Source organism: Tsukamurella sp. TY48 (assembly GCF_019656655.1).
GTDB classification, from domain to species: Bacteria; Actinomycetota; Actinomycetes; order Mycobacteriales; family Mycobacteriaceae; genus Tsukamurella; species Tsukamurella strandjordii.
Map to the genome: position 1 here is coordinate 904,742 of NZ_BPMV01000001.1, position 12,423 is coordinate 917,164.

Here is a 12,423-nt window from a genome sequence, read left to right on the forward strand (position 1 = left end):
ATGACCTCCTCGATCCTGGAACCCGTGCCCGACAAGGGACTGCGCTCGGACTCCCTGGGTCTGCTGGGCAACATGGCGATCGGCCTGTCGTCCACGGCGCCCGCCTACAGCCTGGCCGCCACCCTCGGTTACGTCGTGGCCACGGTGCACGACAAATCGCCCGCCATGTTCGCCCTGGCGTTCATCCCGATGCTCATGGTGGCGGTGGCCTACCGGGAGCTGGCCGACGCGGTGCCCGACTGCGGCACCACCTTCACCTGGGGCAGCAAGGCCTTCGGCCCGTGGGTGGGCTGGATGGGCGGCTGGGGCCTCGCGGTCTCGGCGATCATCGTGCTGGCCAACGTCGCCGAGATCTCGGGCGTGTACCTGTTCCGCTTCCTCGGCATGCCCGAGCTGGCGGATTCGCGCTGGCTGGTGACCGGGTTGGGGTGCGCCCTGATCGTGGCGATGACCTGGGTGAGCTACCGCGGCATCGTGGTCTCCGAACGCCTGCAGAACGTGCTGATGGCCATCCAGTTCGCCGTCCTGGTGTTCGCCGCGGTGGCGGCCCTGGTACTCGTGTACTCCGGCCGGGCCGGAGCACAGGCGGTGCGCCCCAGCTGGTCCTGGCTCAATCCGGCCGGACTCAGCGCCTCGCAGATCGCCGCGGCGGTGATCCTGTGCATCTTCCTGTACTGGGGCTGGGACGCCTGCCTCGCAGTGGGCGAGGAGACGAAGGGCTCGGCCACCACACCCGGACGGGCGGCGGTGCTCTCGACCGTCGTCCTCCTCGGCACCTACGTGCTCGTCGCCGTGGCCGTGCAGGCCTACGCCGGCTTCGGCACCACCGGGATCGGCCTGAACAATCCCGAGAACCGCGACGACGTACTCACCGTGCTCGGCGCACCCGTGGGTGGCGCCGTGCTCGCCGGACTACTGCTGCTGACCGTCGCGATCTCGGCACTGTCCTCGACGCAGTCGACGGTGTTGCCCACGGCCCGCGGCACGCTCGCGATGGCGGTGTACAAGGCGGTGCCCGACCGATTCGCGCGGGTCGATCCGAAGTACCTGACACCGTCCTTCGGCACGGTCGTGATGGGCGCCTCCGCCCTGCTGTTCTACCTGACGCTGTCCGTGGTCAGCCGCAATGCGCTCGAGGACTCGATCAAGTCGCTGGGCCTGGCGGTCGCCTTCTACTACGCGATCACGGCCTTCGCGTGCGTCTGGTACTTCCGCCGCACACTGTTGCGGTCGGCCCGGAACTTCGTGCTGCGGTTGCTGTTCCCGCTCCTGGGTGGGCTCACTATGGTGTGGGCCTTCGGACAGAGCGCCGTGGACATGATCGCGCCCGACTACGGTGCCACCACCATCGGCGGGATCGGCGGCGTCTTCGTACTGGGCGTGGGCATGCTGGTGCTGGGGATCCCGCTGATGATCGCGTGCGCCGTCCACCGGCCTGCCTTCTTCCGCGGCGTGACCCTCCCGCGGGACGCTGCGGAGCGCTGAGGAATCAGCGCTTGAGGGCACCCTTGAGCAGTGTGCGCGCAGTCTTGCGGGTGGTCTCGGAGGCAGTGCTGTAGTGGCCGCTGCGGAAGGGCGGCTGCGGGTCGTACTCGATGCTCAGCTGCGCCGCCTCGGCCGTCGCGCGGTCTCGGATCCGCGAGATCAGCCACAGCGTGCAGTCGAGCCCGGAGGATACCCCGGCGGCGCTGACGAACTGGTCCGATCGCACGATCCGGGCCTCGGGCCGGGGCTTCGCCCCCAGTGATCCGAGGAGGTCCATCGCGATCCAGTGGGTGGTGGCGGGACGTCCCGCCAGCAGGCCCGCGTGCGCCAGGATCAGCGCGCCGGTGCACACCGAGACCGTCCAGGTCGCCCGGCCGCTGGTGCGGGACACCCAGTCCCGCAGCACTGTCCGCCGCCCCGTGTCATCGGCCGACGGTCCGCCGGGCACCAGCAGCACATCGGCGGGCTTCGCCGTGGCGAAGGAGTGCGTGGCCGGCAGCCGCAGCAGACCCGAGTCCATCCGCACCGGCGCACCGTCTTCACTGACGAACTGCATCGTGACGCCCGGAACGTAATTGAGGAGCTCGTAGGGTCCCACCGCGTCGAGGGCCGTCATGCCGTCGTACAGCAGGATGGACACCACCACGGCGCGGCCCGCCTCGAACGGCGCCGGCGCACTGCCGTGCTCCTCGATGCCCGTCTGGCCCTGGTCATTCGGCGCCGCGGACGCACCACCGGCCACCGCCGCTGCCGCCGCGGCGGCAGATACCCCTGCGCCGGCGATCACGGCTCGTCTACTCACTGTCATCTGGTCCCTTCTTCCGGTCACTATCTGGACCGTAGTCCGGTCAGCGGCGGCGCGGAACCCGTAACCCGCTCCCCGCAACGGATTTTCATGAATCCTTCACGCCCGCGGTGACCTCGGCCACCGGCCAACTGCCACGGGTCAACAACCACGGGTCAACAACCACGACTCAACGGCGGCGGATCAGCGGCGGCGGCGCACCAGCGCGCCGAGGCCGATCCCCGCGACCAGGCCCGCCGCACCCGCCGCCACGCTGCGGCCGGGATCGGACTCCTGCCGGATCACCGGCGAGATCACCACCGGGTCGGGTACCGCGGGGATCACGTACTGCTGATTGCGCGGGTCGGTCGCCGCCCACGCCGTCGCGAACAGCACGATCCGCGCCGTGAAGTAGATGAACAGCATGATGCCGAGGATCGGCCCGAAGGTCGCCCCGGCGGGCCCCTTCATGGTGTTGCCGATGAGAAGGGCGGCCACCTGCATGAAGGCGTAGAAGACGATCGACGTCAGGAGCCCGGCGCGCAGGGCGTTGCGCCACGGGAACTGCACCCGCGGAAGCTTGGCGATCACGAAGGTCCACAGGGCCCAGCCGGCCAGGATGGTGACGATGATCGTGGCGGTGGTGACCAGCCCCTGCAGGCCCGGAACGTCACCGAGGCCGAGCGCGTCGAGGATCTTCGAGGTGAGCGGACTGTTGCCGACCGCCATGAGGGCGATGCAGGCCACGATCACCACGAACAGGCCGATGAGGGCTCCGAGGTCCTGCAGCTTGGTCTTGACGAAGTTCTGCTCGGGGACCTCGCTGTCCCACATCGCGGTCAGCGCGGCGCGGACGTTCGACATCCACCCGAGACCGGCCCAGAGTCCACCCGCGAGGCCCACGATGCCGACGGTGCCGCGCGAGCCGATCGCCTGATCGATGAGGTCGTTGACCGATTTGCGCAGGCTCTCGTCGCTGATCGCCGAATTGATCGTGAGCTTGAGCTCGGCGAGCAGGTCCGCGTCGTTGATCAGGACGTAACCACCGACCGAGAAGGCGACCATGGCCAGCGGGAACAGCGCGAAGACGCTGAAGTAGGTGATACCCGCGCCGAAGTAGTCGCCCTTCTTGTCCTGGTACCGCTCGGCGGCGGCCATGAGGTGATCGAACCATGGCCAGCGCTGCCGATACTTGTCGAGCATCCCCGGACGACCTCCTGCTTTGCAACCGCTTAGGGCGCCAGGAACCCTACCCTGTCGTAGACATCCGCGAGGGTGCGGGATGCGATCTCCCGCGCGTGTTCGCGGCCCTGGGCGATGATCCGGCCGAGCTCCGTGCGGTCCTCGAGGTACTCGTCCACCCGCCCGCGCAGCGGCGTGGTGAAGTCGACGAGGATATCGGCGACATCGGTCTTGAGCTCGCCGTAGCCCTTCCCCTCGTACTTGGTCTCGAGCTGCTCCATGGTGGCGCCGGTGAAGGCGGATTCGATGGTGAGCAGGTTGGAGACGCCGGGCTTGTTCTCCCGGTCGAACCGGATCTCGCGCTCGGTGTCGGTGACGGCGGACTTGACCCGCTTGGCGATCACCTTGGGATCGTCGAGCAGGCTGATCAGGCCCGCATCCGATTCCGCGGACTTGCTCATCTTCGCGGTCGGGTTCTGCAGGTCGTAGATCTTGGCGGTGCCGGAGACGATGTACGGCTCGGGCACCACGAAGGTCTTCTTGAACCGGGTGTTGAAGCGCTGAGCCAGGTTCCGGGTCAGCTCGAGGTGCTGGCGCTGGTCCTCGCCGACCGGCACCACCTGCGGGCGGTAGAGCAGGATGTCGGCGGCCATGAGGATCGGGTAGGTGAACAGTCCCACCGACGAGCTGTCGGTGCCGTTCTTGGCCGACTTGTCCTTGAACTGCGTCATCCGGCTGGCCTCGCCGAAACCGGTGATGCAGCTGAGGACCCAGGTGAGCTCCGCGTGCTCCGGGATCTGCGACTGGACGAAGATGGTGGACCGCTCGGGGTCCACCCCGAGCGCGAGCAGCTGCGCCACGGCGAAGACGGTGCGCTCGCGCAGCGCCTTCGGATCGTGCGGCGTGGTGATGCCGTGCATGTTCGGGATGAAGTAGAAGGTCTCGAACTCGTCCTGCAGGGCCACCCACTGCCGTACCGCGCCGAGGTAGTTGCCGAGGTGGAACGAGTCCGACGTCGGCTGGATTCCCGACAGCGCACGCTGCCGCTTCGCGGGGGTGGGGGCGGTCTCAGTCACGATCGTTGAGTCTATCGACCGCCGCTCGCCACGTCTCTTCAGTATCCGGTCGGTATCGGGTCGGCCGGTGCACCGACGGGAGCAGGGGCGGCACCGCCCGGCCCGGTCGCCGGCATTTCGCCACCGTTGCCGCCGCCGCGTACCCGAGTGGCTGCCGCCGGCGGGACACGCGATCCGCCTCCCCGTGCGGCAGCCCGCTCGTCGCCGCTAGTCGCGGTACTCGACGGTGACCGGCGCGTGGTCCGACCAGCGCAGGGCGTAGGTGTCCGCGCGTTCCACCCGCGCTGCTGTCGCGCGGGCGGCGAGGGCGTTGTTCGCGATCTGCAGGTCGATCCGCCAGCCGGAGTCGTTGTCGAAGGCCTTGCCGCGCCACGACCACCAGGCGTACGGGCCCGGCGTATCGGGATGCAGCTCGCGAACGACGTCGGTGAAGGGACGGCCGGCACCGATGTAGGTGCTCATCCACTCCCGCTCCTCGGGGAGGAAGCCCGAGTTCTTGACGTTGCCCTTCCAGTTCTTGATGTCCAGTTCGGTGTGGCCGATGTTCCAGTCACCGCACACCACCACGTCGCGCCGGCGGCGTCCGAGCTTGGTGAGGTACTCGCCGAACTCCTTGCGGAAGCGGTCCTTCTCGTCCTGGCGTTCGGTGCCCACATCGCCCGAGGGCAGGTAGAGCGAGCCGACGGTGAGCGTGCCGAAGTCCGCCTCCAGGTATCGGCCCGCCTCGTCGAATTCGGCACTGCCGAAGCCGATGCGCACCGCATCGGGCTCGCGGCGCGAGAGGATCGCGACGCCGTTGCGGCCCGCGGTCGACGATTCCGCCGCGGTGACGTGCCACCCCTCGTCGAGAGCGGGCGCGAGCGCGGTCAGCGTCTGCTTGTGCGTGGCACGCACCTCCTGCAGGGCGACGACGTCGGCCTTCGTCGCATGCAGCCAAGGCAGCATCCCGAGGTTCTCCTCGGACCGCTGCTTGACCGCGGCGCGGATGCCGTTGACGTTGATCGACGTGATGATCATGCGAGCGCCGCCACGGTGAGACCGGCATCGGACCAGGCTGCGCGGACAGCAGCATCGTCGGCATCGGGGCCGGTGCTCAGCAGCACCTGGACGCCCCGGTCGGCGAGCACCGAGACGAAGACGTCGAACGAATCCGCCTCATCCGCGAGAACCTGCTCGGCCTCGGCGATCGCGACCACCACCAGGGCCGGGCCGCCCAGCCAGCCCAGGTCTCCCAGACAATCCGCGAGGGCGTCCCAGTTCGCACCGAAGTCGAGCGGGAACTGCAGGACGGCGGACAACTCGTCGAGTAGCGCCGCCTTGGCGCGCATGCGGCTGCCGCGGGCGACGAGCACGCGGGGCCGCTCGCGCTGCTTGAGGCTGTCGAGATCGGCGCTGGTGAGCGCCGCCCCGGAGCCGGAGGCCAGGAACTGCGGAAGAGTGCTCATCGGATCCTCGTGAAGGTCTCGTAGTGGTCGAGGGTGTACCAGGCGCTGCCGTCCGAGCCGGTGATGATGCGTTCGGCATCCCGGCCGCGGTTCGGTTTCTTGATGTTGACGTCCCACTCGGTGTAGCGCACCTTCTTGCCGTCCGCACCGGTGGCCGGCAGCCGCTTCTCGAAGTTGCCGAAGTTGCGGCCGCCCTGCGTTCCGGAGCCGTCCTTCGGCGGCCAGGTGCCGGCGTCGATCTTGGCGAGCGTGTCGGAGACCCGTTGGGGTACGGCCGTGTTGGCCGCGGAGCGGGACGGGGCACCGGGTTTGGCGGTGACCGAGCGCGAGGCGCCCGACGGGGCCTTGGCGGCCGCCGACGTGGCGCCCGCGGATTCCGCCGCCGGTTGGCTCGACTTACCGCAGGCCGTGAGACCGAACACCGCGAGCAGGGTGATCGCGCACAGCGCGAGGATCCTTCGCATGGGCCCGACCCTACCGGCGGGCACCGACAGGTTCCGGGGCGCGGCGCGCCGCCAGCAGGCCGATGCCGAAGACGCCCAGGCCCGCGACGGCCAGGCCGCTGCCGACCAGCGCCGGTGCCGTGTAGCCGTAGCCTGCGGCGATCACGGCACCGCCGAGGAAGGCACCGAGAGCGTTGGCGATGTTGAGCGCCGAATGGTTGAGGGTGGCGGCCAGGGTCTGCGCCTCCCCCGCGACGTCCATCAGGCGCGTCTGCAGCGCGGGGACGAGTGCCGACCCGGTGAGGCCGATGAGGAAGAACAGCGAGATCGCGGCGACCGGCTCCGGCGCGAACGCCGAGAACAGCGCCTGCAGCACCACGAGACCGGCGAGCGTGGCGACGATCGACCGGTTCACCGAGAAGTCGGCGGCACGACCGCCCACCACGTTGCCGATCACCATGCCCACGCCGTACACCGCGAGCACGAACGGCACCGCGGACTTCTCCAGCCCGGACACACTGGTCAGAGTGGTGCTGATGTAGGTGTAGACCGCGAACATGCCGCCGAACCCGACCACACCGGTGAGCAGCGCGAACCACACCTGCGGGCGGCGCAGGGCGCCGAGCTCGGTGAGCGGGTTGGTGACGGGGATGTCGACGGCGGGCAGCCACACCAGGAGCGCGATCACCGTGGCGGCGCCGATCACCACGACCACCGACAGCGCGTACCGCCAGCCGAAGGCGTCGCCGAGCCAGGTGGTGAGGGGGACTCCGATCACGTTGGCCACGGACAGGCCCATGAGGACCTGGCCGACGGCGCGCCCGCGGCCCGCCGGTCCGGCGAGGTGCGCGGCGACGAGCGCGGCCACCCCGAAGAAGGCGCCGTGCGGCAGGCCCGCGATGAAGCGCGCGGCCATCAGGGTCTCGTAGTTGGGCGCGATCACCGAGAGCGTGTTGCCGAGGGTGAAGGCCACCATCAGCGCGACGAGCAGGGTGCGGCGCTGCTCGCGGGCGAAGGCCGCGGCGATGAGCGGAGCGCCCACCACTACGCCGAGGGCGTAGGCGGCGATCACATGGCCGGCGACCGGTTCCGATACGCCGAGATCAGCCGCGATGTCGGGGAGCAGACCCATCGCCGCGAATTCGGTGGTGCCGATCCCGAAGCCTCCGAGGGCCATCGCGCCGACGGCAAGACTGATGCGCGTGGATGGGTTCACACGCCGGTGCAACACCGCGCGGGCGCGATTGGTTCCCCATCGCGCCTGTGAACTCCTTCACAGGGCGGGGCCTTCCCCGCTACCCCTGCCGCCCGAATCCGGTCGGTTATGATGCAGGCCAGGTCATGAGTGTCAGCGTCAAGCCCCGGCTCGCTGACCGGCAACCCTCCGCCGCGGTGGGGTGCCCCGGGTGATGACCAGGTTTCCCGGCGGACAGCCGCGCCGGGCGGCAAACGCGAGAAGAGGTTCGGTGACCATCAGCATTCCCGCAGGCAGGACCGATCGCAGTCACGCAGGTGACTGGGCGCGGGTTCCCGACGGTGCGATGCAATCGGTCGGGATCGGCGCCTTCCGGCTGGAATCGGGCGAGGTCCTCGACGATGTGACGATCGCCTTCCAGCGCTGGGGGGCGCCCAATGAGGCCGCCGACAACATCGTGCTGGTGCTGCACGCACTGACCGGCGATTCGCACGCGGCCGGCCCCGCCGACGGCGAGCACGGCCAGGCGGGATGGTGGAACGGACTGATCGGTTCCGGTGCACCGGTGGACACCGACGAGTGGTGCGTGGTCTCGGCCAATGTCCTGGGCGGATGCTCGGGGTCCACCGGCCCGTCGTCGGTGGCCGCCGACGGCCGCAGGTACGGCTCGCGATTCCCGACGATCACCGTGCGCGACCAGGTGGAGGCCGAACGCGAGCTGCTGCGAGCTCTCGGCGTCCGGGAGATCGCCGCGGTCGCCGGCGGCTCGATGGGCGGCGCCCGGGCCCTGGAGTGGGCCGTGAGCCATCCCGATTCGGTGCGCGCCGCACTGGTGCTCGCCGTCGGCGCCCGGGCCACGGCGGATCAGATCGGCACCCAGACAACGCAGATCCAGGCGATCACCTCCGATGCGAACTGGCGCGGCGGCGATTACCACGATTCCGGCCCCGCGCCCGAGGCCGGCCTGGGCATCGCCCGCCGGATCGCGCACCTGACCTATCGCACCGAGATCGAACTCGACTCGCGCTTCGCCAATCACCCTCAGGGCGAAGAGGATCCACTGAACGGAGGACGGTACGCCGTGACCTCCTACCTCGATCACCAGGCGTCGAAGCTGGTGCAGCGCTTCGACGCCGGCAGCTACGTGGTGCTGTCGGAGGTACTCAATCACCATGACGTCGGCCGGGGCCGCGGCGGCGTCGAGGCCGCCCTGCGCGGCTGCCCCGTGCCCACCGTGGTGGGCGGCATCGATTCCGACCGCCTCTACCCGCTGCGCCTGCAGCAGGAGATCGCCGATCTGCTCCCCGGCTGCGAGGGGCTGCGCGTCGTGCACTCCCGCGACGGCCACGACGGCTTCCTCACGGAGAGGGATGCGGTAGCCGAATTACTCACCGCGACGATGGAACTGGCCCGCCGACCACGCTGAGCCGCAAGCGCTACGCCGCGGGCGTGGTCACGGTCGGCGACTCGGGCGCCTGCTCCCCCGCCGATGGCTGCACGGGCGCGGGCGGTACGTCCGGCCCGGAGGCACCCTCGGGAAGGTGTGCCCCACCGCCCACGATCGGCAGCGGCGGATGCTCGGACGTGGGCGACGGCGCGGTCGGCGTTCCGGTGCCACCCGTCGTGGGCACGCCGGGACTGGTCGGACTCGGGGTGCCCGTCGTCGGGCTGCCGGTGGGCGGAGTCGGCAACAGGATCGTGGGCCAACCGGTACCCGGCGTGGATGGGACGGTGGGCGTCGTCGGCAGCGGCCCGACGGTGCGGCCGGGGGTTCGCGTCCGCGGCGCAGTGGGCGGCGGAGCGAAGGTCGTCATCACGGGCGGCACCGTGACCTCGTCGCGGGGATGATCGCGGGGCACGTTGGTCGGCACCACCAGCTCGCCGCCGGCCAAGGTGGTGGTCGTCGAGGTGAACTCCTCACGAGTCGTGCTGCCCTGCACCGCATCCGACGTCGTGGCATCGGTCACCAGGGGCAACCGGTCGGTGCTGTCCCCAGTGGGGCCGATGAGGCCGGTCGCGTAGGTCGTGATGAGGACGGCGAAGGCGAGCGCCGCCACCACCAGTACCGGGAGGATGGTCGCAGTGAGCCGCACGCTGTGCCCACCGAAGGCGCCGAAGCCGGAGCCGAGGCGGGCCGTGCCCGCAGGGGCGGCGCCGGCGGTCCGATCGGCGGCCAGGAGCGCCGCGCCCGTGGCCGCGACCGCTTCCGGCTCGTCGACGTCCACCGTCTCGATGTGAGAGGTACGGGCCACACCGGAGATCGCCTCGCGGATCGCGGCGTGCTGGGCGCCACCGCCGATCAGGACCAGCGCCTCGGGCGGGGTACCGGCCCCGTCGACCACTCCGCGGACGAATTCCGCTGCGGCGCGCGGTGTATCGAATCCGGGTTCGGTGCCGGAAACGGCGACCGCGGTGGTGCGGGCGGTCGCGGTCACGGCACCGTCGGTCACGGTGTGCACCCGCATCCCACCGGCCCCGATATCGGCGATCAGCGTCACGGAATAGCGGGCGATGGCTCCACTGTCGTCGAGCGCGCGGAGCACCGCATCGGTCTCGCGCACGACCTCGGCGGCGCGGAGTTCGCCGCGGATGCCGAACCGCGCCGCCAGCAGATCGCGGCGGGTGCGCACGGCGACGGCGGAGGCATCGACGGGGCGTTCGGCGCGGGCGGCGAGCAGGTCGAAGCCCGAGGCCAGCAGGTCGCTGCGGCGGCCCAGACGGTAGGGGCCGGGGTCGATGGTGCGGGTCTGCTGACCGACGACCTCGCCGTCCTCCCATTCGAGCAACACGCAGTGGACCGGGCCGCGACCGATGGAAGCGCCGAATGACGTGGTGGTCATGGGCACCTCCGATCACGTCGCATTAGTCCGTTATCTGGTCACATCGTACCCGATACGAAATCGTTACATACGTCATCCTGAAGGATGAAATGCGATGACCGCAGACGACGTGTGCCGCGCGGCGTCTACTTCGTTCCGAGCGGGCTGATCTTCCAGGTCACGACCAGGATCGCAATCGCGGCGAGCGCCAGTACGGTGGTGTCGAACCAGCGGCTGCGGACGCGCAACAGGCCCTGCCGGCGATCGGGCAGGGTGGCCCGCAGTACGGCAGCGAGTCCGGTACCGGCACCGAAGACGACGAGGCCTCGCCGCCAGTACTCGAGCCCCACGAGGACCATGCCCACCGTCAGCACGCCGATCACCGAGGCGTATCCGGCGTTCGCCACCACCGACCGCACCACTCGGGCGCGGCGGTACCGGACGACCTCGGACTCGGTCACTCAGGCCCCGTCCGCACGCGCCAGATCGCGTTCGGCGGCGTCGATCACGTTGCACAGAAGGAAGGCCCGGGTCAGGGGGCCGACCCCACCGGGGTTGGGCGAGAGGTACCCGGCGACCTCGGCCACCTCGGGGGCGACATCGCCCCGAAGCCCGTCGGCGGTGCGGCTCACGCCCACGTCGAGGACGGCCGCACCGGGCTTGACCATGTCGGCGGTGATCAGCCCCGGCACACCGGCGGCGGCGATCACGATGTCGGCGCGCCGGACCTCGGCCGCCAGGTCACGAGTGCCCGTGTGGCACAACGTGACCGTGGCGTTCTCGGTGCGACGGGTCAGGAGGAGGCCGATCGGCCGGCCCACGGTGACCCCGCGACCGATCACCACCACGTGCGCGCCGTTGATCTCCACGCCGTACCGCCGCAGCAGGTAGACGATGCCGTGCGGGGTGCAGGGCAGCGGTCCCTCGGCGCCGAGCACCAGCTTGCCGAGATTGGTCGGGTGCAGGCCGTCCGCGTCCTTGGCGGGGTCGATCCGCTCCAGGATCGCGTTCTCGTCGAGGTGCTTGGGCAGGGGCAGCTGCACGATGTATCCGGTGCACGCCGGATCGGCGTTGAGATCATCGATCACGGCCTCCAGCTCGGCCTGCGAGATGTCGGCCGGCAGATCGCGGCGGATCGACTCGATGCCCACCTTGGCGCAGTCCGCGTGCTTGCCCTTGACGTAGGAGTGCGAACCCGGGTCGTCGCCCACCAGCACGGTGCCCAGCCCGGGCGCCACACCGCGGGCGCGCAGCGCGTCCACGCGCCCTCGGAACTGCTCGAAGAGCTCGTCGCGGGTCGCTTTGCCATCCAGAACACGTGCGGTCACGACCAGCAGTCTATCCATTCGAGCTGCGCACAACACATTCAGCCGATTCGATGAGCGCTCGGCCTCACTTCGTTCGATACTGAAAGCATGACTACCAACAATCCCCTGCAGCAGGGCATCAAGAGCACGTGGCAGACGACGCTGTTCCTGGGCATCGTGTCGATCGTCATGGGCGCGATCATCGCGGCGTGGCCCGGCCCCACCACGTTGGTCGTCGGCGTGCTGTTCGGCGTCTTCCTGATCCTGACCGGCATCTTCCAGGTGATCTCGGGCCTGGTCGGTGAATCGCAGCACCGGGTGCTCGCCGTGATCAGCGGCGCACTGTCGCTCATCCTGGGCGTCTTCTGCTTCCGCGACGACGTCTACAACTCGATCACCGTGCTCGGCATCTGGATCGGCATCAGCTGGATCTTCTTCGGCATCACCTCGATCACCATCGGCTTCGCCAACAAGTCGCTGCCGAACCGGGTCTGGGTGATCATCCTGGGCATCCTCACCGCGATCGGCGGCTTCGTGCTCGTCTCCTACCCGTACGAGGTGCAGATCCTCGTGCTCATCTCCGGCATCTGGGCGATCGCGATCGGCATCGTCGAGGTGGTCGCGGCCTTCCAGCTGCGCAGCGCGGCCGGCAAGTTCGAGAAGAAGGTCTCGGACTTCGTGAGCTGA

The 12,423-nt window shown here is 69.7% G+C and carries 13 protein-coding genes and 1 riboswitch; of the genes, 3 read left to right on the forward strand and 10 right to left on the reverse strand.

Going from position 1 to position 12,423, the window contains the following annotated elements; genetic code table 11:
* Complete coding sequence (locus TTY48_RS04440; RefSeq protein WP_220656354.1) at window positions 1-1,485, forward strand: APC family permease; 1,485 nt, start codon at window positions 1-3, stop codon at window positions 1,483-1,485.
* A gap of 4 nt (window positions 1,486-1,489) precedes the next feature.
* Here the strand turns inward: TTY48_RS04440 and TTY48_RS04445 are convergent, their stop codons facing one another.
* The 7 genes from TTY48_RS04445 to TTY48_RS04475 form a co-directional block, all read right to left on the reverse strand.
* Window positions 1,490-2,293: a DJ-1/PfpI family protein gene (locus tag TTY48_RS04445; RefSeq protein ID WP_255585500.1), complete on the reverse strand. Its 804-nt coding sequence runs from the start codon at window positions 2,291-2,293 to the stop codon at window positions 1,490-1,492.
* A gap of 180 nt (window positions 2,294-2,473) precedes the next feature.
* On the reverse strand, window positions 2,474-3,472 hold the full coding sequence (gene yhjD / locus TTY48_RS04450; RefSeq protein WP_220656355.1) for an inner membrane protein YhjD: 999 nt from the start codon (window positions 3,470-3,472) through the stop codon (window positions 2,474-2,476).
* Between the two features lie 29 nt (window positions 3,473-3,501).
* Window positions 3,502-4,527 (reverse strand): tryptophan--tRNA ligase, encoded by a 1,026-nt coding sequence (trpS, locus tag TTY48_RS04455; RefSeq protein ID WP_220656356.1) that lies wholly within the window; start codon window positions 4,525-4,527, stop codon window positions 3,502-3,504.
* Between the two features lie 207 nt (window positions 4,528-4,734).
* Entirely contained in the window at window positions 4,735-5,544 is an 810-nt protein-coding gene (locus TTY48_RS04460) for an exodeoxyribonuclease III (protein ID WP_220656357.1), read from the reverse strand.
* Complete coding sequence (locus tag TTY48_RS04465) at window positions 5,541-5,972, reverse strand: barstar family protein (RefSeq protein WP_220656358.1); 432 nt, start codon at window positions 5,970-5,972, stop codon at window positions 5,541-5,543. The genes TTY48_RS04460 and TTY48_RS04465 overlap by 4 nt, the downstream gene beginning before the upstream one ends.
* Entirely contained in the window at window positions 5,969-6,436 is a 468-nt protein-coding gene (locus TTY48_RS04470) for a ribonuclease domain-containing protein (protein WP_220656359.1), read from the reverse strand. Before TTY48_RS04470 ends, TTY48_RS04465 begins: the two co-directional genes overlap by 4 nt.
* A 10-nt stretch (window positions 6,437-6,446) precedes the next feature.
* Entirely contained in the window at window positions 6,447-7,592 is a 1,146-nt protein-coding gene (locus tag TTY48_RS04475) for an MFS transporter (RefSeq protein WP_374758679.1), read from the reverse strand.
* A 160-nt stretch (window positions 7,593-7,752) separates the two neighbouring features.
* A riboswitch (SAM riboswitch) is annotated at window positions 7,753-7,873 on the forward strand.
* An 8-nt stretch (window positions 7,874-7,881) separates the two neighbouring features.
* Here TTY48_RS04475 and TTY48_RS04480 point away from each other — a divergent pair.
* A complete protein-coding gene (locus TTY48_RS04480) occupies window positions 7,882-9,036 on the forward strand; it encodes a homoserine O-acetyltransferase (RefSeq protein WP_220656361.1) in 1,155 nt (384 codons plus the stop codon).
* 10 nt (window positions 9,037-9,046) lie between these two features.
* Here TTY48_RS04480 and TTY48_RS04485 read toward each other — a convergent pair whose 3' ends face one another.
* The 3 genes from TTY48_RS04485 to TTY48_RS04495 all read right to left on the reverse strand — a co-directional run bounded on the left by TTY48_RS04485 (window position 9,047) and on the right by TTY48_RS04495 (window position 11,757).
* Window positions 9,047-10,450 carry a hypothetical protein gene (locus TTY48_RS04485; RefSeq protein ID WP_220656362.1) on the reverse strand — a complete coding sequence of 468 codons (1,404 nt, stop codon included), beginning with the start codon at window positions 10,448-10,450 and terminating at the stop codon, window positions 9,047-9,049.
* Between the two features lie 125 nt (window positions 10,451-10,575).
* A complete protein-coding gene (locus tag TTY48_RS04490; RefSeq protein ID WP_255585501.1) occupies window positions 10,576-10,890 on the reverse strand; it encodes a DUF3017 domain-containing protein in 315 nt (104 codons plus the stop codon).
* Window positions 10,891-11,757 carry a bifunctional methylenetetrahydrofolate dehydrogenase/methenyltetrahydrofolate cyclohydrolase gene (locus TTY48_RS04495; protein ID WP_220656363.1) on the reverse strand — a complete coding sequence of 289 codons (867 nt, stop codon included), beginning with the start codon at window positions 11,755-11,757 and terminating at the stop codon, window positions 10,891-10,893.
* An 87-nt stretch (window positions 11,758-11,844) separates the two neighbouring features.
* Here TTY48_RS04495 and TTY48_RS04500 point away from each other — a divergent pair, with 87 nt between their 5' ends.
* The gene (locus tag TTY48_RS04500; protein WP_220656364.1) at window positions 11,845-12,423 is read left to right on the forward strand and encodes an HdeD family acid-resistance protein; all 579 of its coding nucleotides are present in this window, start codon (window positions 11,845-11,847) and stop codon (window positions 12,421-12,423) included.